Genomic DNA, 25,109 nt, shown 5'->3' with positions numbered 1-25,109 from the left:
CTCCTGCCCGACTGCCGCTTTAGCGAGGTCGGGTTTTTTTTGCCTTGAGTTTCAGTAAACGGCGAAAACCTTTAATGTCCCGCCCATTCGAAACGAGGCGCGCATGGGCTACTTACTGGTTGTCACCCTGATTCAGGCATTTTCCTTCAGCTTGATCGGCGAATACCTCGCCGGTCACGTCGACAGCTACTTCGCCGTGCTGGTGCGCGTGGTATTGGCCGGGTTGATCTTCATCCCGCTGACCCGTTGGCGTTCGGTGGCGCCACCCTTCATGCGCGGCATGTTGCTGATCGGTGCGCTGCAGTTCGGCGTGACCTATGTATGCCTTTACTTGAGCTTTCGCGTACTTACGGTGCCGGAAGTGTTGCTGTTCACCATCCTCACGCCGTTGCACGTGACCCTGATCGAAGACGCGCTTAACCGCCGATTCAACTCTTGGGCGCTGATTGCTGCGCTGGTTGCCGTGGGCGGCGCGGCGGTGATTCGCTTCGACCAGATCACGCCGAACTTCCTGATGGGCTTCTTGCTGCTGCAACTGGCCAACTTCACCTACGCCGCCGGGCAGGTGATGTACAAGCACCTGGTGGCGCGTTATCCGAGCGACCTGCCGCACTACCGGCGCTTCGGCTACTTCTACCTGGGCGCCTTGATCGTGGTGCTGCCGGCATTTCTGCTGTTCGGGAAAAGCAACTTTTTGCCCGAAGCGCCGCTGCAATGGGGCGTACTGGTGTTCCTTGGGCTGGTCAGCACTGCGCTGGGCATGTACTGGTGGAACAAAGGCGCCTGCCTGGTCAACGGCGGTACATTGGCGGTGATGAACAACCTGCATGTGCCGGTGGGGTTGTTGCTCAACTTGCTGATCTGGAATCAGCACGAGCCGTTGGGGCGCTTGGCGTTGGGAGGTTTGGTGATTCTGGGGGCGGTGTGGATCAGTCGCTTGGGTGTGCGCAAGGTGCCGGTCATAAGCTGATCCAGATGTGGGAGCGGCCCGCGATAGGGGGTGTCAGTCGGCAAATATTTCGACTGATACACCGCTATCGCGGGCAAGCCCGCTCCCACAGGGAATGGATGGCGTCAGGCAGATTCGTTTTCCAGGGCTGGCAAATGGCTGGCCCCCAACACCGCCGGCACCATCCCCGCGCGCAAATCATTGCCACTCGGCTGCTGATACAGGCTCAAGCCAAACTCCGGCAACACCGCCAGCAAATAATCAAAGATATCGCCCTGGATGCGCTCGTAATCGGCCCACGCCGTGGTGCGGGTGAAGCAGTAGATTTCCAGCGGCACGCCTTGGGCGGTGGTTTGCATCTGGCGCACCATGCAGGTCATGTTCGGCTGGATGTCCGGGTGGCTTTTCAGGTACGCCAGGGCGTAGGCGCGGAAGGTGCCGAGGTTGGTCATGCGGCGGCGGTTGGCCGACAGTTGCGCACTATGGCCCTGAGCTGCGTTCCAGGCCTTGAGTTCGGCCTGCTTGCGGCTGATGTAGTCGGTGAGCAGGTGTACCTGGGTCATGCGTACTTCTTCGTCGTCGCGCAAAAAGCGCACGCCGCTGGCGTCGATATACAGGCTGCGTTTGATGCGGCGCCCGCCGGAAGCCTGCATGCCGCGCCAGTTTTTGAACGACTCGGACATCAGGCGCCAAGTGGGGATCGAGACAATGGTTTTGTCGAAGTTCTGCACCTTGACCGTGTGCAGGGTGATATCCACCACGTCACCGTCGGCGCCGACCTGAGGCATCTCGATCCAGTCGCCGACCCGCAGCATGTCGTTGCTGGTCAGCTGCACGCTGGCCACAAACGACAGCAGCGTGTCCTTGTACACCAACAAAATCACCGCTGACATTGCACCCAGACCCGAGAGCAGCAACAGCGGCGAACGGTCGATCAAGGTAGCGACGATGATGATCGCGGCGAACACGAACAGCACCATCTTTGCCAACTGCACATAGCCCTTGATCGAGCGGGTGCGGGCATGTTCGGTGCGCGCGTAGATATCCAGCAAGGCGTTGAGCAGGGCGCTCACGGCCAGCGTCATGAACAGGATGGTGAACGCCAGCGCCACATTGCCGATAAACAGGGTGGCGGTCTTGCTCAGGTCGGGTACCAGGTACAGGCCGAACTGGATCACCAGCGAGGGCGTCATTTGCGCCAGGCGGTGGAAGACTTTGTTATGCCGCAGGTCATTGAGCCAGTGCAGCGCCGGTTGCCGGCCGAGCAGTTTGACGGCGTGGAGGATGAGGTAGCGTGCTACCCGTCCGACCAATAGGGCGACTACCAGCAGTATCAGCAAACCCAGGCTGGCATGCAGCAGCGGGTGTTCATCGAGGGCGCCCCAAAGGTCTTGGACGTTGAGCCAGAGCTGTTTGATATCCATGGGTAAAACCGATTCTTCTGTAAGACAACACGGGTCGATTAGAGCATTTATGTGCAACAAAGTTGGTTTTGCGGACAAATCTGCTGACAAAAAAGCAGCTGATTAGCCTCGTTCGCGTAAAGAAACTCGGTTTGAGCGCCCGAAACCGTTACCCTATGCAGCTGATATTTTGTATTTCTTCGAGGTAGCACCCGTGTTTTCCCAATTCGCCCTGCACGAACGCCTGCTCAAAGCCGTGGCCGAGCTTAAATTTGTCGAGCCTACGCCTGTGCAAGCAGCGGCCATCCCGCTCGCGCTCCAAGGGCGTGACCTGCGGGTGACGGCACAAACCGGCAGCGGTAAAACCGCCGCTTTCGTCCTGCCGGTGCTGAACCGCCTGATCGGCCCGGCCAAAGTCCGCGTGAGCATCAAGACCCTGATCCTGCTGCCAACCCGCGAACTGGCGCAGCAGACCTTGAAAGAAGTGGAGCGCTTTTCGCAGTTCACCTTCATCAAGTCCGGCATCATCACCGGCGGTGAAGACTTCAAGGTCCAGGCCGCCATGCTGCGCAAGGTGCCCGACATCCTGATCGGCACCCCAGGCCGGATGATCGAGCAACTCAACGCCGGCAACCTCGACCTCAAGGAAGTCGAAGTGCTGGTGCTCGACGAAGCCGACCGCATGCTCGACATGGGCTTTGCCGACGATGTGCAGCGCCTTGTGGCCGAGTGCGTCAATCGCCAGCAGACCATGCTGTTCTCCGCCACCACCGGCGGTTCGACCCTGCGCGATATGGTTGCCAAGGTGCTGAACAACCCTGAGCACTTGCAGGTCAATAACGTCAGCGACCTCAACGCGACCACGCGTCAGCAGATCGTGATGGCCGACCACAACGTACACAAAGAACAGATCCTGAACTGGTTATTGGCCAACGAGACCTATCAGAAGGCCATCGTCTTCACCAATACCCGTGCAGCAGCCGACCGTATCTACGGTCGCCTGGTGGCTCAGGAATACAAGGCGTTCGTGCTGCACGGCGAAAAAGATCAGAAGGACCGCAAGCTGGCCATCGACCGCCTCAAGGCCGGCGGCGTGAAGATCCTGGTCGCCACCGATGTTGCCGCCCGAGGCCTGGACGTGGATGGCCTGGACATGGTCATCAACTTCGACATGCCGCGCAGCGGCGACGAATACGTACACCGTATTGGCCGGACCGGGCGTGCCGGCAATGATGGTCTGGCGATCTCGCTGATCTGCCACGGCGACTGGAACCTGATGTCGAGTATCGAACGCTACCTCAAGCAGTCGTTCGAGCGCCGCACCATCAAGGAAGTCAAAGGCACCTACACCGGGCCGAAGAAGGTCAAGGCGTCGGGCAAAGCCGTTGGCGTGAAGAAGAAAAAGACCGACGCCAAGGGTGACAAGAAGAAAACCGGCGCCAAGTCGCCAACCAAGCGCAAGATTGCCAACCGGCCGAAGACCGACAACCTGTCGCTCGTCAGCAAGGACGGCATGGCGCCGCTCAAGCGCCGCAAGCCAGAAGCGCCAGCTGCCGAATAAGGCCGCTGATATAAAAAAACCGGACGCTGTCCGGTTTTTTTATGCCCTCAGTTGATCGTTCCTACGCTCTGCGTGGGAATGCCGCCAGGGGCGCTCCGCGTCCCGTTGTGGTGGTTAATTTTTTGCTTTGGCGGCCGCCTCGTCCAGCTCCTTGAGGCGCTGGTCGATCAGTTGGCACTTGTCCGGCAGATCCGCGCTGGCAGTCTCCAGGTTCATGTGTTGCAACTCATCGTTGATTTCCTTGGCCCTGGCCGGGTTTTGCTGGGTCAGTTTGGTCACTTCCCTGGCCAGTTGTTCGCGTTTGGCCGTGGCCTCTTCCGGCGTGCAGGCCCAGGCGGGCAGGGCGCTCAGCAGGGCGGCGGCGATGGCCAGGTTCATCAGGGTTTTCATGGTCGGACCTCCTTGGCAGTGGTGTTCAGTTGAGGGCGCGAACGTCTGGAAAGTTCAGAGAAATGACGCTCGTCTATTGGGATGAACGGCCAGTGTCAGGTCATGTCACTACCTATGACGGGCCACTTTTTAATCTGCCCGCGGGAGTAATCAGGATGACGACTTACAACTGGGATCTGATCGAACGTCTACTGCATGAAGTGCAGAACGGCGAAGGCAGCTTTGCGCCGCGCAAATACGCCGAGCAGGAAGCCGCCGAGAAGGCCACGGCGGGCGAATCCACCGGTAACCTGGACGCGTTGAAAAAGACCGCCGCCGATTACGAAGCGCTGTTGTTCAAGCGCGGTTTCATTGAATCGCGCCCGGAAGAAGAGGGCGGCAATGGTGAGAACTTCATCCTCACAGCGCTAGGTGCGCAACTGCTGGCCCTGATCGACAGCTCAATCCCCGGCAACGATCACCCGCGCCAAGTGCTGGACGAGCAGGCAGACGCGCTGGACCCGGCGACGTTTGCTGAGGTGGCTTCCAAGGCGCAGATTGCGTAAAAGGGCACACCCCAGACCACAATGTGGGAGCGGGCTTGCTCGCGAATACAGTGTGTCAGTCAATAGATTCATCGACTGATTCACCGCATTCGCGAGCAAGCCCGCTTCCACATTTTTAAATCGAGGCTGCCTTGAGGCATTTGAGGGCCTGGAAGTCACTGCGAACCTTGCCGATTTTTTGTGTGAGTATCTGGCGCTGCTGCGCCGTGCTTTCGGCCATCAGGTCGATGATCAGGCTGCGCGCAGCGGCTTCGGTTTGCGCATAGGCGGTGCGGTATTGCGGGGTCCACAGGCTCTCGCGATCCACCAGCAGCTGTTGGATTTTCTGTGGGAAGTCAGCGCTGTGACGCTGCTGCAAGGCGTCGATAAATTGCGCCTGCCAATGGGCGCGATTACCGATCCATTCCTGATTCTGTTCACCCAGCGCGATTGACCACGCCGTCACTCGGTTCTGCTGGCTGGGGCTCAACGGCCCCATCCACGCAACCAGGCGTTTGCTCATGCGCTCGGCGCGCTCTTTGATCTGCTGAGCCAGTGGCGGTTTGAGGTATTCGTCCTGGCGCTTGCGCAGGTCTTTGGCCAGCGCATCTCCCATGTCTTTGACTTGTTGATCATCCAGGCCCTGCAGCAACTGGATGGCTGACGGGGTGATCTCACGGGCCACCTCGGCGATGGCCTGTTTGGCTTCCGTGGTGCGCGCTTGCAGCGCGGCGTCGGTGATCTGGTTGTTGTCGACCATTTGTTGCAGGCGATCAAGCCAGTCCAGGTAGCCCGGCAGTTGAGTGGTGCAGTGCCAGGCCAGATGTTCCTTGAGTGTGTCATTGAACCAGCTCTTTTGCCCGGCGTTCATGTCCAGGTAGTCGTTGAGCGTCCAGGGGATGATCACATCAAGGTTGCGGTAGGCCAGGCCCACGCGATTGCAGCCGGCGAGCACCAGGCTCAACGTCAGTAATACCACCAGTAATTTGAGCCGACGCAGCATGGGCGTGTCCTTGCGCAGGGAGGGTTCATGCATGTGAGCCTGTGCGAGGCGCGACAGTTCAGCCCATCAATAAAACGACCGCGCGGCCTTCAAGGTCAACAGGCCGTCGCATTGCGAATTGTGTCCGGAGTAGGCCGAGCAGTCTCCACCGCTGAGGCTGGAGCCGCTATAGATCAGGTCCAGGTCAACGCCTTTCCATGCGCGGGAGAACTGCACTGACCAGTCGCTGAAGTTGCTGATGGTGCCGCCTTCCACCGCAGTTGGAGTGCCGAGCTGGTGAGTGGTGTACTTCATGCTGACGCCGATGCCGAAGGGCTGTGTACCGCCGAGGTCGGCAAACAGCGTGCTGTCCTGGCGATCCGGATCGTTGCTGAACGACACGCCGAAGCGATTGCCCAGCAGGTTCAAGCCGCCGTAGAACTCCTGGCTGTCGAGCGGGCTGAGCTTGGGGTAGCTGTAGTGGATCATACCGACTTCGTAGCCGAGGGTCTGGTCGAAGGGGCGCTTGAAGCCCATGTAGGAGTCGACTTCAAGGTTGTTGGCCGAGGACAGGCCCATATTGGGCGAAAACTGGCCGAAATACAGGCCGCTGTCGTGGCTCAGGTCCAGGCCGCCGTGGAAGGAATCGCTGCCCGGCGAGGTGGGCTTGACCAAACCCTGGGCCATGCTGCGGCTGGGCGTGGTGCCTAATTTGAGGTCGAAGTCACCCAGTTCACGCTGAAAAATCTGCGCGTATGCGAGGGGGCTTGCTGTAAGGGCTGCGATGAGAAACAAGCAGGGCTTGAGCATGCTTCACTCCATGAAAAGCGAGGAGCAGTAATGAAAAAATCGGACAGATGCCCGTGCTAGACGGGTGCAAGCATACCGGCGAATGCTTCGCGGTGAGCCCCGTTCGTCGATTAGCGCATCAGGAGATGTAGCAGGAGGGTGTTTCAGACTCTAGTCCTGGCGCCTTGGAAGGCAAGACGCTTAGGAGCTAGATGCGACGCGCGGGTATTACTTTTTGCCCAGGCTGATCTGCTTGGACGGGCCGAAAGTCTGGCCGCTCACGCCCTTGGCAATTTGCTGGATTTCGCCGCCGGACTTGAGGAAAGCAGCAATTTGGCTGTTGATCGATTCGCTGGTTTCAACGGCGGGAGCTGGCTTTGCTTTGCTGTTGGATGCTTTTACGCGCATGGCGGCCACTAACCTGTAGAAAATTAACTTGGCCAGGCATCGTACAGGAAATACTTGACAATTGCTTGGCAAATATCCTCTGGGAATAACCAAAGCCGCTGTAATCGGCCAAAATTTGACCTTGAAATAAGCCCCTAACTTACTGTTTTAACTCGAAACCACAGGGTTTATTCGGCTGCTGCCCGCGGGTAAAATTCGATCGATTGATCAGACGAGCGGGGCGGTGCCATTACGAGGCCACGCCAGCCCGCGATTTTTCAGGCGCACGCGCGTGGCGGGCGCAACTCGGGTAGAATGCCGCCCACGTAACGAAGGTATCTGGAAATGGCTTTAGTCGGGCGCTACAACAGCTTGCAAGTGGTTAAACACACTAACTTTGGTTTGTACCTGGATGGTGCGCAAGATGGCGAAATCCTCTTGCCTAATCGGTATATCCCCAAAGATATTCCCAGTGAAGATGAAGACTGGCTTAACGTTTTCATTTATCTGGACAGCGATGACAAACTTATCGCGACGACTGAAAAGCCGAAAGTTCAAGTCGGCGAATTCGCCAGTTTGAAAGTCGTCGAAGTCAACAGCATCGGCGTATTCCTCGACTGGGGTTTGCCAAAAGACCTGTTGCTGCCGTATTCGGAAGAAAAACGCCAGCTGACCGCAGGTGAATACTGCGTGGTGCACGTCTACCTCGACAAGCACACCAAACGCATCACCGCCACCGCGCGACTTGACCGCTACCTGGATAAGACACCTGCCAACTACCAGGTGGGCCAGGAAGTCGACCTGCTGGTGGCCGAAGCCACCGACATGGGTTTCAAGGCGATCATCAACAACAAGCACTGGGGCCTGATCCACAAGAACGAAGTGTTCAAGTTCCTGCGCCCGGGCAAGGAAGAGAAAGGCTTCATTAAAGAGATTCGCGCCGATGGCAACATCAGCCTGAGCCTGCAACCGGTTGGCCAGGAAGCGGCCTCGAGCCTGAACTCGAAGATCCTCGCCAAGTTGCGTGAAAACAACGGCACCCTGCCGGTCAGCGACAAGAGCGACCCGGCGGTGATCAGCAATTTGTTCGGTGTCAGCAAAGGCAACTTCAAGAAAGCCATTGGTGCGCTCTACAAGCAGGGCCAGATTGTGATTCACGCCGATCGCATTGAACTAAGCTGATCGCGTTTTGCTCTTCTGTAGGTGCCGCTCGGCGCCTATGGAGGCTGCAACCATGACCCGCAAAATACGCTTCGCTTACCTCGGCACTTTACTCGCGTTTCTGGTGCTCGACGGCCTCTGGCTCGGCGTTTTCATGGGCCAGACCTACAGATCCCTGCTCGGCTCGCTGATGCTTGATCAGCCTCGCTTGCTGCCTGCTGTGCTGTTTTATCTGCTGTATGCCCTCGGTTGTGTGGTGTTAGTGGTTTTGCCCAGCGGCAGCTGGCAACGTGCAGCAGGCCTTGGCGCTCTGCTCGGCCTGGTGGCCTACGGCACGTATGACCTGAGCAACTGGGCCACATTGCAAGGTTGGTCAGCCGGGCTGGCCCTGATGGACATGGCCTGGGGCACCTTCCTGACGGCCGTCTGTTGCAGTGTCGGCTATTTGTGTGCACATCGGGTGCGGCATTGATTGTGTACAGGATTGACGTGCACCGTTGCTGAGCATAACCCCCGCCAACAAGCCTTCATAAATCTCTTTGGAACACCGTTTCAGAGGGATTGTGTGCCATTGGCACATATTCTGCTGAATACCTCGTATACAAACCAGGCCGCCTCCCGTATGCACACCGTTACGGCAGCGCAGGCCGGTATTTCGAGGAGCCAAGCGATGACCGAACAATTGCCCAAAGGCTACAGCCCGCGCCTGTACAACCAGGACCTCGGGCCGCTGCCGCAGAAATGGACCTGGTACAACATTTTCGCCTTCTGGATGAGCGACGTGCACAGCGTCGGCGGCTACGTGTTCGCCGCCAGCCTGTTTGCCCTCGGGTTGGCCAGTTGGCAGGTGTTGATCGCCTTGCTCACCGGCATTTGCATCGTGCAGTTGATTGCCAACCTGGTGGCCAAGCCGAGCCAGCAAGCGGCGGTGCCATACCCGGTCATCTGCCGGCTGGCATTTGGCGTGTTTGGGGCGAATATTCCGGCGGTGATTCGCGGTTTGATCGCCGTGGCCTGGTACGGCATCCAGACGTACTTGGCGTCGAGTGCCTTGATTATCGTAGTGCTGCGCTTTTTCCCACAGATGGCGGTGTATGCAGAGCCGCACTTTGCGGGCCTGTCTTACCTGGGCTGGTTTGGCTTCCTCAGCTTATGGACGCTGCAGGCAGCCGTATTCTGGGCCGGCATGGAGTCCATCCGCCGTTTTATCGACTGGGCGGGGCCAGTGGTCTATGCGGTAATGTTTGCCCTGGCCGGCTGGATCGTGTGGAAGGCGGGTTGGGCGAACATCAGTTTCACCCTGGCGGAAAAATCCCTGTCGGGCTGGCAGGCATTTGGCCAAGTGATTGTGGCGACGGCGCTGGTGGTGTCGTACTTCTCCGGGCCTACGCTCAATTTCGGTGATTTCAGCCGCTACTGCCGCAGCATGCACGACGTGCGACGCGGCAATTTCTGGGGGTTGCCGGTTAACTTTCTGGCGTTCTCGCTGGTGACTGTCGTCATCGTTTCGGGCACTTTGCCGGTGTTTGGCGAAATGTTGCATGACCCAATCGCTACGGTTTCGCGCATCGACAACAGCATGGCCGTGCTGCTCGGCGCCTTTGCCTTCGTGACCGCCACCATCGGCATCAACATTGTCGCCAACTTCGTGTCACCCGCGTTTGATTTCGCCAACGTCGCGCCGAGCAAGATCAGTTGGCGCGCAGGTGGCATGATCGCGGCTGTGGCCTCAATCTTTATCACGCCGTGGAACCTGTTCAACAACCCGCTGATGATCCACTACACCCTGGACATTCTCGCTGCGTTTATCGGCCCGCTGTTCGGGATTTTGATTGTGGATTTTTACCTGATCAAAAAGCAGAAAATCGACGTGGATGCCCTGTTCGACGACAGCCCCAACGGCCGTTATTACTACGACGGCGGCGTGAACTGGACCGCCGTCAAAGCCTTGGTGCCTGCAACGCTGGTGGGCGTCGCTATCACCTTCACGCCCGCGTTGCAGGACATGGCCAACTTTGCCTGGTTTACCGGGTGCTTCCTGGGAGGGCTGTTTTTCCTGGTGCTGGCGCGGCGCGAGCAGGTTCGTGCGCCGACGTCGCTGGTTGCCGGTTGACCAACACCGCGCCCGCCACCACCAAGCCACAGCCGGCGATCACCAGCGCCGGTTGCAGGCCGCCGCTTAAGTGGCTGCTCACCGAGGCCAGCAACGGGCCGCACAATTGGCCAATGGCAAAGCTGGCGGTGAGCAACCCGGTGCTGCGCTGGTAGCCGTGGGGCGCCACCTCGCGCAAACGCGCCATCACCAGTTGCATGCATGCCAGGAACGGCGCACCACACAGCAACACTCCCAGGGCCAGGCCCCAGCCATTGCCCAGCAGGCAGGCGAATACCCCGGCCGCTTGCAGCCACAAAGTCGTCATCAACCAGCGGCGGGTGGTGTTCGGGTCCTTGCGACGCAGGCTCGCCACCACCACACCCAGCGCCGCCGCCAGGCCAAAGCACGGCCAGAACAGGTCGGCTTGCCACGCGCCGTGGAACTGCGCGCTGGCCATCTGCGACAAGAAGGTTGCGGGGATGATGTAGCCCAGGCCATACAAGAAGTAGATCCAGCACAGGTGCGCGATGCTGGCGTTGCTGCCCGCGCTAGTGGCATGGGTCACCGCGGCGGTCGGTTTCGGTAAAAAGGGCAGAATGCCTAACAACATAACCAATGCCACTACGCCATAGACCAGCCACAAGGTCGCAGAGTCTTCGCCCAGTAGATTGGAGCCCAGTGCCAGCAACCCGGTCAGCAGAATCCCCAAGCCCGGCCCGGCAAACACCAATGCCCCCAAACGCGGACGCCCGGCGGCAATCGCCAGCGGCTGGCTCAAACTGGTGATCATTACCAGCGCCCAGGCGCTCGCCACGCCGGTACCAAAGCGCAGCAGCAAATGCGGCCAGAAGCCATGCGCCCAGTACGACCCCAGGGTCAGCAGCACGCACAGCCACAGCCCGCCATACAAACGCGCTTTTATGTGGTGATGGCTGCGGGCGAAGATCGAGTCCACCGCGCCGACGAAATAGCCCAGGTAGTTGGCGGCGGCAATCAGGCCCGCGCCCGTCAGGTCAATCTGCCCCTCGCTGAGCAAATGCGGCATCTGCGGGGTGAGGGCGAAGCGGCCAATGCCCATGGCCATCATCAGGGCGATAAAGCTGGCGGTTAAGCGAATCAGCGGTGACATGTGCAGGTTTCCTACGGGGAAGCGAATGACCTGTAGGCTAAAGCGGATTGACTTTCTGTAAAAATGAATAATAGTGAGTAACTTGTTCAGTTTTGGAGAAAGGTATGGAGTTCAGTCAATTGCGCATCTTCCAGGCCGTGGCGGAAGAGGGCTCCATCACCCGCGCGGCTGAGCGCCTGCATCGCGTGCCCTCGAATCTGTCGACACGGCTCAAGCAAATGGAGGAGCAACTGGGCGTCGAGTTGTTCGTGCGCGAACGCCAGCGCTTGCAGCTTTCTCCCGCAGGCAAAGTGTTGCTGGACTACAGCACTCGACTGCTGGCGCTGCATGATGAAGCCCACGGCGCGGTGCAAGGAGGGCAGCCGGCGGGCGATTTTGTATTGGGCAGCATGTACAGCACGGCCGCAGTGCATTTGCCCAAACTGTTGGCGCGCTATCACAAGGCGTATCCGATGGTGAACCTCCAGGTGCAATCGGCGCCCAGCGGCGAGTTGCTAGAGGGCTTGATCACCGGGCGTCTGGACGCGGCCTTTGTGGATGGCCCGATAACGATCGCGACGCTGGACGGCGTGCCGCTGTGCGAAGAGCGCCTGGTGATCATTTGCGAGGCGGATCACCCGCCCGTGCGTGGCCCCCAGGACGTCGCCGGCCGCTCGGTGTTCACCTTCCGACGCAGTTGCGCCTACCGTGCGCGCCTGGAAACCTGGTTTTCCCACGAGCGTGTGGCCATGGGGCGTGCCATCGAGATCGAGTCTTACCAAGGCATGCTCGCCTGCGTGATCGCCGGTTCCGGCGTGGCATTGATGTCAGAATCGATGCTCGACAGCCTGCCAGGCAAGGACAGCGTGTCCGTTCATCCGTTGACCGGGCCTTTTGCCACTGCTACTACCTGGTTAATGTGGCGCAAGGGCATGCTCGGCGCTAACCTCAATGCATGGATCGATCTGCAACAAGAGGGCAAGGCCGATTTCCTGCAAGACGCGCGCGCGATTGCTTGAACGATCTGTCAGGATTCAGATCAATCCTGTAATAGTTCGTTGTGGTTTCGTTCAAGCATTACGTAAGACTTAGAGCTACTATCACTGTAGGAAAAGGCGACAGAACTCCCGCCTAGCCGCATTACCCTCAAAGGGGGCAACCATGAAAGAGAAAATTCAAAACTGGCTCCACGACCTCGGCGTTGCGCTGGGCCTGATTGAACCGCCACTGCAGCCGATACCGATTCGCACGGATGACGAGCAGCGTCGTCCGCGTCGCCGCTAAGCTCAGTTAGCAACAGGTTTTAGAATGTGGGAGCGGGCTTGCCCGCGATAGCGGTGTATCAGTCGATTTAAAGTTGACTGACACACAGTTATCGCGGGCAAGCCCGCTCCCACAGTCGTTTTGTGCAAGGCAAAAAAACGGGCGCGACATCCGACGTCGCGCCCGCTGAAGAAACCGCTTTAAATCCTGTTACCTGTCAAATGGCCCTGGCCACCGAAGCCTCTGGCCGACGTGACAACAAGCTCACCAATACAAAACTCACCAGCCCAACCGCCAGGCTGTAGTAGATCGGCGTATTCGCGTCCAAGCCGTCTTTGAACATAAACACCAGCGCCGTCACAAAGCCCAATGTCATGGATGCAATGGCGCCGGAGGTGGTGGCGCGCTTCCAGAAAATTGCGCCCATCAGCGGGATCAGCATGCCGCCCACCAGCAAGTTGTAGGCCAGGGTCAGGGCGCTGATCACGTCGTTGACCACCAGCGCGATACCCAGCACGGCGATACCGGTCAGCATCGTAAACAGACGGTTGATGCTCAGGCTCGACTGCTTGCCGCCACGCAGGCGTGGCAGCAGGTCTTCGGTCAGTACGGTGGAAGCGGCGAGCAGGCCGGCGCTGGCGGTGGACATCATCGCGGCCAGTGCGGCGGCGATCACCAGGCCACGGATGCCGTCTGGCAGCGAGGCTTTGACGATGGCGGCGAAGGCGTTGTTGACGTTGTCCAGGTTCGGCAGCAGCACATGCGCGGCCATGCCAATCAGGGCACAGGCCAGGCCGTAGAGGATGCAGTAGAAACCGGCGAACGTGCCTGCGTACTGGGCGACTTTTTCGTCGCGGGCGGTGAACACGCGTTGCCAGATGTCCTGGCCGATCAGGATGCCGAAGAAGTAGATCATGAAGTAGGTGATGATCGTGTCCCAGCCGATTTCGGTGAAGCTGAAATTCGACGCCGGCAGCTTGGCCACCAGTTGATCCCAGCCGCCGACGCGGTACAGGCAGATCGGCAGCAGAATAAACATCAGGCCGACGGTCTTGATCACGAACTGCACGATATCGGTAAGGGTCAGCGACCACATGCCGCCGATGGTCGAATACACCACCACCACGCCACCGCCGAGCAGCACCGACACCCAGAACGGCAGGCCGAACAGCACTTGCAGCACGGTGCCGATGGCCAGGATCGAGGTCACGCCGATCATCAGCGCGTAGGCCAGCATGATCACCGCACTCGCTTGGCGGGCCATCGGGTTGTAACGTTTTTCCAGCACCTGGGTGACGGTGAAGATCTTCAACTTGAGCAGCGGCTTGGCCAGGAACAGGTTCAGCGCAATGATCCCTGCGCCCAGTGCGGCGCACAGCCAGAAGCCGGAAATGCCATGCACATAACCCAGGCGCACGGTGCCGACGGTGGATGCACCGCCCAATACGGTGGCGGCCATGGTGCCCATGTACAGCGACGGGCCCAGGTTACGACCGGCCACCAAGTAGTCTTCGTGGGTCTTGGCACGGCGCATGCCGTAATAGCCGAGCACGAGCATGCCGGCGGCGTAGATGAGTACGACGAATAAATCCAAAGCCATGACGGCGGTTCTCCGTTTATTTTTTTAGGCTATTGAGAGGTTTTCTGCAGGAAGGGCACTTGCTGTGGCGAGGGAGCTTGCTGTGGCGAGGGAGCTTGCTCCCGTTCGACAGCGAAGCTGGAGCCGGCTTTTTTAGGGCCGCTCCGCACCCCATCGGGAGCAAGCTCCCTCGCCACAACGGCCGGGCCATAGACTTCGGCCGGCTCCGGGAACGCACGAAGCAAGGTCAGGTACACCACCGACGCCAGCCCCAGCGTCACCGGCAGGCTGATATCGATGCCATCGGCCAGGTTGCCCAGCGGCCCGACAAACTGCCCCGGCAGGTTGACGAAGCACAGGCCCACCAGTGCGCTCGGGACCCAGGCGCCCAGGCCGCGCCAGTTCCAGCCGTGGCTGAACCAGTAGCGCCCGCCGGTCTCACCGCGAGTGAACACCTGCAAGTCATCCGGGCAGTAGAAACCGCGGCGCACGATCAGGCCGATGATCATCATCACCATCCACGGCGTGGTGCAGGTGATGATCAGCACGGCGAAGGTCGACACGCTCTGCACCAGGTTGGCGGCGAAACGTCCGATAAAGATGAAGGCAATCGACATCACCCCGATCAGCAACGTGGCCTTGACCCGCGACAGCAAGCGCGGGAACACGCTGGACATGTCCAGCCCGGTGCCATACAGCGAGGTGGTGCCGGTGGACATGCCGCCGATCACCGCGATCAGGCACACCGGCAGGAAGAACCAGCTCGGTGATACGGCCAGCAAACCGCCGACATAGTTGTTGGCCGCGATATAGTCCGGCGCCTTGATCGCCACGATGGTCGCGGTGGCGAGGCCGAACAGGAACGGAATCAAGGTGGCGATCTGCGCCAGCACGACCGCCAGCATGATGCGCATTTTCGGCGTCTCACGCGGGATGTAGCGCGACCAGTCACCCAGGAACGCGCCGAAGGAAATCGGGTTGCTCATGGCCACCAGCGCCGAGCCGATGAAGGCAGCCCAGAAACCAGCCTGGCCCATGGCGACGCTGCCGGCGAAGTGGCTGTCGAACGCTGGTGCGAACGCGAAGATGCCCAGCAGAAACAGCAGGCTCGCCGCCCACACCGCAATGCGGTTGACCCACAGCATGAAGCGAAAGCCGTAGATGCACACGGTCAGCACCAGCAAGGCAAACAGGCCGTAGGCCAAGCCCAGCGTCAGGTCGGTTTCCGGCAGGCCAATCAGGCGTTTCGCACCACCGACCAGCGCATCACCCGAACTCCACACCGACAGTGAGAAGAAGGCAATCGCCGTCAGCAGCGACAGAAACGAGCCGACAATCCGCCCATGCACACCAAAGTGCGCACCGGAAGACACGGCGTTGTTGGTGCCATTGATCGGCCCGAACAGGCCCATGGGCGCCAGGATCAGCGCGCCCACCAACACGCCCAGCACAATTGCCCAGACCCCAGCCTGGAACGACAAACCGAACAGCACCGGAAACGAGCCCAGCACGGCGGTGGCAAAGGTGTTGGCACCGCCGAAGATCAGGCGAAACAGATCCTTGGGTCTGGCGGTACGTTCGTGGTCCGGGATCTGTTCGACCCCGTTGGTTTCTATTCTGCGAATACTGTTTTCGTTGTTTTTATTATTCATGATCAGCTCCGATCACATTGGCTAAGGGGGCGGCAGCCCTTCCGGCATAGCGGACAAATGTTCGTGACAGGCCAGCCACAGGCCTTGTTGTTTTAGGTGAGACGCTTGCCGTTTGAAGACAATGGTCTCGCGCTCCTGGCTAAAAAATTGCTCCCCGTTCATGCGCAGCTCGGTGGCCACGTCATGAATAAAAATCGCCGCGTCACCCTGCAGGCTGACAGCGGCATTGCTTGAGCTGCAGGACAGCACTTCAAACCCCTCGTCCGCGCGCCAGCTGTCCCACAACGCCTGGTAGGCATCGCGACTGAGCAGAGGCTGGGGCAGGGTGTAAAACACGAAGCTGGCATCGGCCGTGAACGCGCCAAAGTAAGCCTCGCGGTCATTAGCGGCGAAGGCCGCCACCAGGTCGGCGGCGGCTTTCAGCACCTCATGGGCGCTCATCAGCGGTGCGCCACGCCGGGCAGTACGCAGAGCATCTCGTACAGCAGGTTGGCGCCGAGCAGCGAGGTGTTGCCGGTGGTGTCGTAAGGCGGCGAAACTTCTACCAGATCACAACCAACCAGGTCGAGGCCCTGGCAACCACGGATGATCTCGATCGCCTGAATAGTGGTCAGCCCGCCGATTTCCGGTGTGCCGGTGCCGGGCGCCCAGGCGGGGTCGATGCCGTCGATATCAAAGCTCAGGTACACCGGGCCGCCGCCGACTTTTTCGCGCACTTCGGCCATCAGCGGCGCGAGGGAGTGGTGCCAGCATTCTTCGGCCTGGACCACACGGAAGCCCTGTTTGCGGCTCCAGTTGAAGTCTTCGGCCGTGTAGCCCTGGGCGCGCAGGCCGATTTGTACGACGCGGTCGCAATCGAGCAGGCCTTCTTCCACGGCGCGGCGGAAGGTGGTGCCGTGGGCGATTTTCTCACCGAACATATGGTCGTTGACGTCAGCGTGGGCATCGATGTGCACCAGCCCGACCTTGCCGTGCTTTTTGTGGATAGCGCGCAGGATCGGCAGGGTGATGGTGTGGTCACCGCCCAATGTCATCGGGATCACGTCGTGCTCAAGGATCTCGTCGTAGGCTTCTTCGATGATGCGCACGGCGTCGAGCAGGTTGAAGGTGTTGATCGCCACATCGCCAATGTCGGCAACCGACAGCGAGTCGAACGGTGCGGCGCCGGTGGCCATGTTGTAAGGGCGGATCATCACTGATTCAGCGCGGATTTCACGCGGCCCGAAGCGGGTGCCGGCGCGCAGCGACGTGCCGATATCCAGAGGCACGCCGATAAAGGCAGCATCCAGGCCTTTGGCCGTTTGCAGGTGGGGAAGTCGCATCATGGTGGCGATGCCGGCGAAGCGCGGCATTTCGTTGCCGCCCAGTGGTTGGTGGAAAATCTTGTCCACGGGAGTGCCTCATCGTTGTTTTGTTTATTAGGGGCCGATTCTGCGAAAAGCCCGTGGCGGGAAGAATCGGCAGAGGCAAATACTTAGTTCAGATTTTTCTAAACTAATGCTTGGGGTAAACTGGGTCCAAATGTGGGCGCTGGCTTGCCTGCGATGGCGGCGTTGATTTCACTGTTGCTATCGCAGGCAAGCCAGCCCCCACAGGATTTTTGTGTTCCGCGGAGAACAAATGGCCAACGCCTTGCCCGACCTGAAACTCCTGCGCATCTTCGTCAGCGTCGTGCGCCACCAGGGTTTTGCCAATGCCCAGCACGAACTCAACCTGTCGACGTCGGCCATCAGCACCTACATGAGCCAACTCGAATCGGCCTTGGGCCTGGTGCTGTGCCATCGCGGCCGGGGTGGATTCAGCCTGACCAGCAAAGGCGAGCTGTTCCATCAGGAAACCTTGCGTCTCTTAGGTGAACTCGAAGGCTTCGAGCAATACGCCGCCGCCCTCAAAGGCGAGCTGCGCGGCACCCTCAAGCTGGGCGTGCTGGACTCCACCGTCAGCGACAAGGCCTTGCCGTTCGCCGAAGTGATCGGCGCCTACAGCCTCGAACACCCGGCCGTGCATCTGCATCTGTCGGTGATGAGCCCTTACGAGCTGCAACTGGGCGTGCAGGACAATCGCCTGGACCTGGCCATCGGCGCGTTCTCCAACCGCATGAGCGGGCTGATCTACATGCCGCTGTATCGCGAACAGCACTGGCTGTATTGCAGCACGCGCCACCCGCTGTTCAACGAGCGGCGTATCCCCGAACAAGTGATCACCCAGCAACGCATGGTCGGCCGTGGCTATTGGAGCCAGGCCGAACTGGCGCGGCATGGTTTCAAACACAGCGCGGCCACCGTGGAAAGTATGGAAGCCCAGTTGATCCTGGTGCTGTCCGGCGCCTATATCGGCTACCTGCCCGAGCACTACGCCCAGGCCTGGGCCGACAAGGGTGACTTGCGCGTTTTGTTGCCGGCAACCTTCGGCTACCAGGCGCCGTTTTCCATGATCATGCGCCGTGGCCGCAGTCGCGAACCGCTGATCCAGACTTTCCGCGATCTGCTCAAAGCGCAGCTCAACCAGGCCTGATAAACCATGTCCAGACCCCAATGCCCTCGCTGCCTCAGGCCCGTTACTCACTGTCTGTGCGCGCTGATCCCCAGCCTCGACAGCCGCACCCGCATCTTGCTGTTGCAGCACCCGAGTGAGGTCAATCACGCGCTCAATACTGCGCGCTTGGCGGCACTGGGCTTGAACAATGCGCAGTTGGTGGTGGGCGAGGTGTTTGATGACCTGGCCATGCTGTTGAGCCCGCCGGGTTATCAGGCACGCCTGCTGTTCCCGGCGGACGATGCTGAGCCGTTGCAAACCTATACGCCGAGCGATCAACCGCTGTTGCTGGTGGTGCCCGATGGCACTTGGCGCAAGGCGCGCAAGCTGCTGCACCTCAACCCGCTGTTGGCGGCTTTGCCGCGCGTGGCCCTGGCGGGCGAGCGCGTGTCGCGTTATCGGTTACGCAAGGCACCCGGCCCGGGCGCTTTGTCGACGGTGGAAGCAATCGTGCAAGCGTTGCAGGTACTCGAAGCCCCGGCTTCATTTGACGCGTTGCTCAAGCCTTTCGATGCGTTGATCGAAGGCCAGATTGCCGCCATGGGCGAGGCGGTCTACCAGCGTAATCACGTAGAGGCTACATAGCTACCGCCTGGCGTAAGCGCCGCTGATTAGGCTCGTCATTTATCACACCCTTTGAGGGAAAAATGACAGAGCCTGAAGAGACACTCCCACTTCGACCCATGGATACGTTGTCTGCGTATATCCAGGAACAACAAGCCCAAGGGCCGTTGATGACTGGCGCAGAGTGGTCCATAACACGCGTCTTGTTACCTTTGCGCAAGACACTTGAGCGCTTTTTCGGCGGCCTTGATGAGCAAGAGCAGCAAGACTACATACGTTTGCAAAAGGCCTACGTCAGCGCACAAACCACATTCGAAGCGGCTATCAAGCAACTCGGCGCGGACCTTGAAACCACCTTGTTGGCGAGCCTGACTGCAAGGCTGAAAGCACTGGCCGGCAAAGAGGTTGATCCCAAGGTTGCGCGTATCCATACCCGCTATGTGAAACCGGCTGATACATCGACGCCAAACAACCCAACCCTGCGAGTTCCACGCGCGATAGATGACCGCGTGGACAGCGAGGGCCTGTCCAGCGTCACCCTGTGGGAGGCCGCCTGCATGAACTACAGCGGTTTGTCGGGGTGGGGCTTTCCGGGGCATGTCAGCCTGAAGGAGGCCAGCTATCTGGATTCGAATGTCGGAATCAGCGCGGCGGATTTCATCGAGCTGGTGCGCGAACTCAATCTTGGCACCCAATTGCGCACGCGCCTGGACAGCGCGCTGCAGAGCTCTACGCTATTGGGGGCGCAGGTGTTGGCGCTGGCAACTGCAGAACTTGAATTCGCGTTGATAGAGGCCTTGAGGACCACCGACCGAAGCCGGGTTGACCGGGAAAAATACCACGCTGTGGTGGGTGCGTTGTCAGGCGAGTCGCCTTGGGATGTCACTCAAGAAGTGAAACTGTTCATTCCCTATGGCCCGAACAATATCAATGGGACCGAACGCTATGGCCTGCTTGGCGTATACACGGACCTGCCAAGAGGTGACTACCTGAGCATTCCTTATGTGATTTTCTCGGTCAAAGGATGCAAAGGCGCGTTCAGCTATTTCCCCGACCGGCCTGGCGGTGCCCTCAAGCACTACGACAAGTTTTCGGAGGCTGCCAACGAATTTTATGTCGGCTTCAAGGCGTTTCATGCGCGAAAGGAAATGGGGTGGTTGTATCAGTCCATGTCGCTGTCAGACTACGCGCGCTTGAACGCCAGGCCGGCGAAAGAAAGCAGGCCGGAGGAGCTCAATGCATTTGCGCAGTTCTTATACCGGTTGTGCGGGCGTGCAAGCAGGCTTACCCAGGTCAACCACATCGGCTACAAGCGCGATAGCGTTTACAACGCGCCGACAGTCAGCCTCTATCGTTTTTACATCGAGCGTTGCCGAGCCAACCTCAAGGTATTGGCGCATGAAACGCCGGGCGCCATGGCCACCTTGCTTGAGTTTTCCCAGACGCTGTTCGGTGAAATCATCAACCTGCTGTTGATCCCGGTGCCAGGGCCTTTGAAAGGCCTGGGGCGGTTGAGAGCGTTCGCCCTGTTCACTTCAATAGGGCTGACATTTTTACAGGCGCTGCAAGAGGATAGCCGCGCAAACTTGGTGCAATTGGCGATAGATATCGCTGACTTGCTCAGCAGCAGGTTTTTGCACCGACGTTTGGCCCCGACGGTCAGGCGCCGGCATCAAGCGTTGTATAGCCGGCTGGCCCAGCAAAGCAGACTGATGACGACCACTGAGCGCAAGAGTCAGACAGGCGGCCAACTGGTTGAAAAAATGATGGGCGCCACCGACGTACCCACACAAACGTTAGAGCGGATCGTCAGCCTCAGTAATAGCTCGCGAGCCGACCTGGACCAGGTATGGGATGGAGCACCGCCCTCGGCATCGCTGGTTGAGGCGGTGAATCGGTTTAACGTCGACAAGCTGATCGACTGGGCTGCCAAGGGGGCCGACGCTAACCTTCCCGAGGCGGTCGGTGCCGTTGAGATTCTCGCTCCGCTACTCACCCAGCATAAGGATTGGCCGAAAAGCACATCCTTGAGCATTCAAAACCCGCAAGGCGTGGAAGTACGGCGCTATAGCAAACGTGCGGATCACAAGACCACGGCAGTGGTCACGGTCACCGTGTTGGAAAGCGGACTGTTCGCTTATTCAACGCCACGCCGGATCAGCGCTCATTTGCCCCAGGCTATTGTCGATTTGCTACCCGACGTTTTTTTATCGCGCAGGTCGACGTTGGTCGAGCAACTTGCCGATAAAGCCGACGCGTTGCGCATTGATCTGTTTGAGGCACTCACGGTGTATGCCGATACCAGTCGATCCGCGGCCACGGGCGCACCAGCATCAGTGCTTCGATTACTGCCTGACAGCGTTGCCAGCGCTACCCCGCCGCACCCCGTGATTGAGCAGTTACATACCTTGCACCCCGGATTGAGCCGGGCACGGTTGCTGGAAGTGCTGCGCCGAAATCCGTTGTCGGAACATCAGCAGGCACAACTCCTGCAATCGCAACTGCAACCCGAAGCGCTTTACACCGCGCTGCGCTCTGCCCGTCAGGTGGCACGCGCAGAAACCATGGTTGACGGCGTACTCCATCCTCGGCGCTTCAGTCAGAAAATTCAGAACTGGGCTACGGAGTTTGCCGTCCAAGCACTGCGCGACCTGACCGGCCAGGTACTCGTCATCAGCCCTGAAGCGCAAGCGATACCTTATGTTTCACGGGGACCGCTGGACAAAACCATCGTCGTGATCGATCACGGGCGCGGACAGTTCTCGTTGTTTGACATTCAATCCCCCAAACCAAGGTCGACCGAAACCGATGATTTATATCAAACGGTCGTGAGCCAAATCTCTGAAACCGACCTGTTACGGTTGGGGTGGGACGAGCAGGGCGCTGCCTCTCAGTTCCGGCACACAGTCGCCCAGGCCTTGCTCAATAACCGTACGGCCGATGGCAGGTTTTATCCGGCACGCCGTGAGATCGGGCAATACGCCAGCGTTGTCGAGACGTCAAATATGGTGCCCGAGCCTGACGCGCTCGGCCTTTACAGCCCGGGCAACGATCGCTTCGTGTTTATCGAGGGAAATTATTTCAAAGTCATCCAGGGGCAAGGGCTGGTCCCCTGGCGTATTCAACACCCATTGCTGGAGCAGGCCTATGCACCCGTGCTGACCCACAATGGCGCGGGCGCCTGGCGCCACGAATGGGAGAACCCGCTGACCTGGGACGGGCAGAAGCCGTTTTATCGCCTGGGGCCATCGTTTCGTGCGTTGACGCCGGATGCCATTGTGCAGATCCAGCAGATAAGTGGAGTGACGCCGGACATCCTGCGCCGGATGCACGCACGTAATGAACGGCCTCCCGCTATCTTGAGAGAGACCGTCGAGCGCTTCACGATTCATCAGCGGCTCAAGACGCACCTGGAAGGTATGGAGACGCTTGAGGGCACCGCGTTGGGGCGCGATTTCCTTGATGAGCTGCTGGGAGAGATTGGGCCGGCCAATGCCGATGCACTGGTCGGGCGCGCCGGAGTCAGCAGGGCGGACCAGGTGTCCGTGCTGGAGGCCAAGGTTATGACCAATAAACCCAGGATGGAGCGGCTTTTTTTCAAGGCGTTGTGTCATAAAAGCGCGCAGTCGTCCGACCCTCTGGCGCAAGTGCTGCAGCGCGATTTTCCCGGTTTGACTGCGGTCATTGCCCAAGACTTGGTGAGTCAGTCCACGCCTGCTGAGCGAAGTAGTCTGGAGGCCGGTCGCGTGCCGTTGACGCTTACGCCACTCGTGCGTTGGTGGTTGCATTCTCTGCGCAAGGCGCGCGCCTTGGAGGGGGTACATATGCCTATCACCGGTGATGAAGACAGCGCGAAATTAATCCTGCGGACACTGTCGGACATCAATGGATGGCCAAAGAACCTGCGGGTCGAGGTGTGGGAAAGAGGGCGTCTGATTGACAGCATCGGCGCCACTGACTCGCCGCATAAGCGTGTGCTGGAGGTGCAGGACGGTCAGTACCAGGCGTACACGGTGCAAATCAACGGCGGGCGCCAACCGATAGGCGGCTACGGTGAGTTTCTGGTGGTTTTGTTAAATGCACTGCCGACGGCGGAGCGCCAGGCCTTGGGCTACACCCATGTGACGGGTGTTGAAGAACTGACACAGGAAATTGCGCGGCGACTGGAAACCCAGCCAGCGCTCGGCGACTCCCGGTTTAATATTGAAAAGCTGCTCGGTATGGAGCCACGCCCCTGGTTTAACCCGCCGCAACGGCTCAGTGATGGGCGTATTGGTTATCCGCTGAGCGGCGATGGCGGTTCAGGTGGCGTAGCGGCTGCGCAGGTGGCGCAGTGGCGCAAGTTGTTTCCGACCAAGACCGATGCAGAGGCGAGTGAGAGAGTCCTCAACCTGGGGGAATCCTTCGCGGAGCGACAGTCCGCCATCAATCAACTTTTTTCTGAACAGGAGGCCTTGAATGCCAGCCTGGAGCGATGGTGCTTGCTGGGCGATAGTGTGAACTTGAGCGCACACCTTCAAGCCTCTGAACGTATTCGACGTTGCTGGAGCCGACAGGAGTCCGTACGTGGTATGCCCTATGAGCTTTACCTCGACGACCTTGCCCTGAATGACCTGCCTGTGACGACTGCGAGCTTTTCCCACGTCGATCTGCTGAGCTTGAGGAACAATCAGTTGCAAACACTGCCGACAGAGTTCCTCCGGTGCTTTGGGTTTCTGCGCAGTCTCTCTGTTGATGGCAACCTGTTGGATCATCTGCCTCAAGGGTTGTCAGAGCTGCGGTATTTGCAGCAACTGAATTTGTCGAACAATCGTATTCGGCCCAATTTGCAGGATGTTCTGGGTCTGAAAGAGTTGACACGCCTGACCTGGCTGGACCTGTCCTATAACCCTCTGGGGCAAGGCAGCCGGCTGAACCTGTATCGTCTGAAGGCGTTGGAAGTCCTCAACCTCAAGAATACACACATCCATCAGTTGCCCCGGGGCGCGGTGACTCTGCGACGTCTGAGTACCTTCGATCTGCGCGACAATCAGCTTCATGTACTGACCGAAATGGATCTGGGCCTGAACCTCAATGTCCATCGTGCAATGGATTTGCAGGGCAACGAGTTGGTTGCGAGCACATTGGAGGTGATCCGCCAATACCAACAAAGACCGGGTTACCAGAATGTTCATTTCGGCGTGTCGGACGCTTCACTCACGGTGTTGTCTTCCGTTGACCCCTGGTTGATATCGATTCCCGCCGGCGAGACAGCGCAACGTCGAGCGCTTTGGTCTTTGATCGATGCGAATCGTAATTCCCAGAACTTTCGCGTGCTGCTAGGGGTTTTTGCCGCCTATCCGCCATTTTTAGCTGCCAAGTATCGAGCATTGCGCGAGGACATCAGCCGCAGAGTCTGGCAATTGATTGACTGCGCCACCCATGACACACACATTGAACGGGTTTTGTTTGAGCAGCCCATGGAGTACATCCGGGCCCAGGCTGATGGCTGGCTGCTGTGCCTGAATGATCTGGAGCTTGCAGTGTTGCCGTTGCAGATGCTGGCACCAGGCAGTCAAGCCGTGGCAGCAGACTTTTTGAATTATTACCGAGGATCTAATCGGATCGCGTCCATCAAGCAGCGGGCTACTTTAGACTTTCCAGCCCATTCAGGCGTTGAACACAGTATGTTCTTGCTGGGTTGTCGGCTCGCCTTGGCGCAGGATCTGAATCTACCCCTGCCGCTCACGATGCGTTTTTCTACACCCGTCGTGGAAATTGATCCGCAGGTGTTGAATGAATATCGCCTGGCCATTATTCGTGATGAGGCTCGAATCAATTGGCCGGATTTACTCAAGGATAAAGAATATTGGGTGACGTTTCTGGAGCTCAAATACCCTTTAATGTTTGAGGCGGCGCGAAGCCCGTACGATGAGCGGTATCAGCAGGCTTTAGAGCAAGTCCAAGTCGGGGATTTGAGCGAAAATGCCTACCTTATCAAGGGGGGCGAGATTGCTGTGGCAATGCTCTCAGCCAAGAATGACCTCGTTCTGCAGTTGACGGCGCAGGAATGGGCGGCATTTGTCGGCAGCGACTGACTGCGCTTATATCTGTATTGAATAAGCACCACACTTTGCGTGATATGGCCCGCCGGCCTTTCCCGGTATGATGTTCGCCCCCGCAGTCTG

Annotated in this window: 21 protein-coding genes; 11 read left to right on the top strand and 10 right to left on the bottom strand. The window is 59.0% G+C overall.

Annotation, left to right across the window (positions count from 1 at the left end; all coding sequences use genetic code 11):
- Positions 1-103: 103 nt before the first annotated feature.
- Positions 104-970 (top strand): carboxylate/amino acid/amine transporter, encoded by an 867-nt coding sequence (locus HBO41_RS01555; protein ID WP_017134850.1) that lies wholly within the window; start codon positions 104-106, stop codon positions 968-970.
- Positions 971-1,074: 104 nt separating this feature from the next.
- Here the strand turns inward: HBO41_RS01555 and HBO41_RS01550 are convergent, their stop codons facing one another.
- Complete coding sequence (locus HBO41_RS01550; protein ID WP_138453987.1) at positions 1,075-2,373, bottom strand: mechanosensitive ion channel family protein; 1,299 nt, start codon at positions 2,371-2,373, stop codon at positions 1,075-1,077.
- 193 nt (positions 2,374-2,566) lie between these two features.
- Here HBO41_RS01550 and HBO41_RS01545 point away from each other — a divergent pair, with 193 nt between their 5' ends.
- Complete coding sequence (locus tag HBO41_RS01545; RefSeq protein ID WP_026013512.1) at positions 2,567-3,913, top strand: DEAD/DEAH box helicase; 1,347 nt, start codon at positions 2,567-2,569, stop codon at positions 3,911-3,913.
- A gap of 114 nt (positions 3,914-4,027) precedes the next feature.
- Here HBO41_RS01545 and HBO41_RS01540 read toward each other — a convergent pair whose 3' ends face one another.
- Complete coding sequence (locus tag HBO41_RS01540; RefSeq protein WP_099548847.1) at positions 4,028-4,303, bottom strand: hypothetical protein; 276 nt, start codon at positions 4,301-4,303, stop codon at positions 4,028-4,030.
- 155 nt (positions 4,304-4,458) lie between these two features.
- Between HBO41_RS01540 and HBO41_RS01535 the strand changes: the two genes are divergently transcribed.
- The gene (locus HBO41_RS01535) at positions 4,459-4,848 is read left to right on the top strand and encodes a hypothetical protein (RefSeq protein WP_017134854.1); all 390 of its coding nucleotides are present in this window, start codon (positions 4,459-4,461) and stop codon (positions 4,846-4,848) included.
- Positions 4,849-4,963: 115 nt separating this feature from the next.
- Here the strand turns inward: HBO41_RS01535 and HBO41_RS01530 are convergent, their stop codons facing one another.
- From HBO41_RS01530 to HBO41_RS01520, 3 genes are all read right to left on the bottom strand, one after another.
- Entirely contained in the window at positions 4,964-5,830 is an 867-nt protein-coding gene (locus HBO41_RS01530; protein WP_169985256.1) for a DUF6279 family lipoprotein, read from the bottom strand.
- 66 nt (positions 5,831-5,896) lie between these two features.
- On the bottom strand, positions 5,897-6,619 hold the full coding sequence (locus HBO41_RS01525) for a TorF family putative porin (protein ID WP_138452598.1): 723 nt from the start codon (positions 6,617-6,619) through the stop codon (positions 5,897-5,899).
- Positions 6,620-6,826: 207 nt separating this feature from the next.
- Positions 6,827-7,006 carry a hypothetical protein gene (locus HBO41_RS01520; RefSeq protein WP_003193095.1) on the bottom strand — a complete coding sequence of 60 codons (180 nt, stop codon included), beginning with the start codon at positions 7,004-7,006 and terminating at the stop codon, positions 6,827-6,829.
- A gap of 324 nt (positions 7,007-7,330) precedes the next feature.
- Between HBO41_RS01520 and HBO41_RS01515 the strand changes: the two genes are divergently transcribed.
- From HBO41_RS01515 to HBO41_RS01505, 3 genes are all read left to right on the top strand, one after another.
- Positions 7,331-8,167: a S1 RNA-binding domain-containing protein gene (locus tag HBO41_RS01515; protein WP_017134857.1), complete on the top strand. Its 837-nt coding sequence runs from the start codon at positions 7,331-7,333 to the stop codon at positions 8,165-8,167.
- Positions 8,168-8,219: 52 nt separating this feature from the next.
- Complete coding sequence (locus HBO41_RS01510) at positions 8,220-8,618, top strand: DUF2177 family protein (RefSeq protein WP_099548849.1); 399 nt, start codon at positions 8,220-8,222, stop codon at positions 8,616-8,618.
- A 198-nt stretch (positions 8,619-8,816) separates the two neighbouring features.
- Complete coding sequence (locus tag HBO41_RS01505; protein ID WP_169984857.1) at positions 8,817-10,259, top strand: NCS1 family nucleobase:cation symporter-1; 1,443 nt, start codon at positions 8,817-8,819, stop codon at positions 10,257-10,259.
- On the opposite strand, the gene HBO41_RS01500 is transcribed toward HBO41_RS01505, so the two are convergent.
- On the bottom strand, positions 10,171-11,370 hold the full coding sequence (locus tag HBO41_RS01500; protein ID WP_169984855.1) for an MFS transporter: 1,200 nt from the start codon (positions 11,368-11,370) through the stop codon (positions 10,171-10,173). The two genes, HBO41_RS01505 and HBO41_RS01500, sit on opposite strands and share 89 nt — an antisense overlap.
- A 104-nt stretch (positions 11,371-11,474) precedes the next feature.
- Here HBO41_RS01500 and ptrR point away from each other — a divergent pair, with 104 nt between their 5' ends.
- Together ptrR and HBO41_RS29435 are read left to right on the top strand one after the other, a co-directional pair.
- Complete coding sequence (gene ptrR / locus HBO41_RS01495; RefSeq protein ID WP_017134861.1) at positions 11,475-12,368, top strand: putrescine utilization regulator PtrR; 894 nt, start codon at positions 11,475-11,477, stop codon at positions 12,366-12,368.
- A gap of 142 nt (positions 12,369-12,510) precedes the next feature.
- Entirely contained in the window at positions 12,511-12,633 is a 123-nt protein-coding gene (locus HBO41_RS29435) for a PA1414 family protein (RefSeq protein ID WP_017134862.1), read from the top strand.
- A 196-nt stretch (positions 12,634-12,829) separates the two neighbouring features.
- Here the strand turns inward: HBO41_RS29435 and HBO41_RS01490 are convergent, their stop codons facing one another.
- The 4 genes from HBO41_RS01490 to speB are packed head-to-tail and all read right to left on the bottom strand — an operon-like array spanning position 12,830 to position 17,234.
- Positions 12,830-14,212, bottom strand: coding sequence for a sodium:solute symporter (locus HBO41_RS01490; protein WP_017134863.1), 1,383 nt, complete (start codon positions 14,210-14,212; stop codon positions 12,830-12,832).
- Positions 14,213-14,241: 29 nt separating this feature from the next.
- Positions 14,242-15,843 carry a cytosine permease gene (locus HBO41_RS01485; protein WP_169984853.1) on the bottom strand — a complete coding sequence of 534 codons (1,602 nt, stop codon included), beginning with the start codon at positions 15,841-15,843 and terminating at the stop codon, positions 14,242-14,244.
- A gap of 21 nt (positions 15,844-15,864) precedes the next feature.
- Positions 15,865-16,284 (bottom strand): nuclear transport factor 2 family protein, encoded by a 420-nt coding sequence (locus HBO41_RS01480; protein WP_138448988.1) that lies wholly within the window; start codon positions 16,282-16,284, stop codon positions 15,865-15,867.
- Positions 16,284-17,234, bottom strand: coding sequence for an agmatinase (gene speB / locus HBO41_RS01475; protein ID WP_017134866.1), 951 nt, complete (start codon positions 17,232-17,234; stop codon positions 16,284-16,286). Before speB ends, HBO41_RS01480 begins: the two co-directional genes overlap by 1 nt.
- Positions 17,235-17,463: 229 nt before the next feature.
- Between speB and HBO41_RS01470 the strand changes: the two genes are divergently transcribed.
- The 3 genes from HBO41_RS01470 (at position 17,464) to HBO41_RS01460 (ending at position 25,019) form a co-directional block, all read left to right on the top strand.
- On the top strand, positions 17,464-18,357 hold the full coding sequence (locus HBO41_RS01470) for a LysR family transcriptional regulator (RefSeq protein WP_017134867.1): 894 nt from the start codon (positions 17,464-17,466) through the stop codon (positions 18,355-18,357).
- A 6-nt stretch (positions 18,358-18,363) separates the two neighbouring features.
- Positions 18,364-18,963 carry a tRNA-uridine aminocarboxypropyltransferase gene (locus tag HBO41_RS01465; RefSeq protein ID WP_017134868.1) on the top strand — a complete coding sequence of 200 codons (600 nt, stop codon included), beginning with the start codon at positions 18,364-18,366 and terminating at the stop codon, positions 18,961-18,963.
- Positions 18,964-19,061: 98 nt separating this feature from the next.
- Complete coding sequence (locus tag HBO41_RS01460; protein ID WP_262380122.1) at positions 19,062-25,019, top strand: NEL-type E3 ubiquitin ligase domain-containing protein; 5,958 nt, start codon at positions 19,062-19,064, stop codon at positions 25,017-25,019.
- The last annotated feature ends 90 nt before the right edge of the window (positions 25,020-25,109 follow it).

Origin of the sequence: Pseudomonas sp. WS 5146 (genome assembly GCF_012985495.1) — a bacterium.
GTDB classification, from domain to species: Bacteria; Pseudomonadota; Gammaproteobacteria; order Pseudomonadales; family Pseudomonadaceae; genus Aquipseudomonas; species Aquipseudomonas edaphica.
The sequence above is the reverse complement of the archived record's forward strand: the minus strand, read 5'-3'. Positions and strand labels throughout refer to the sequence as shown.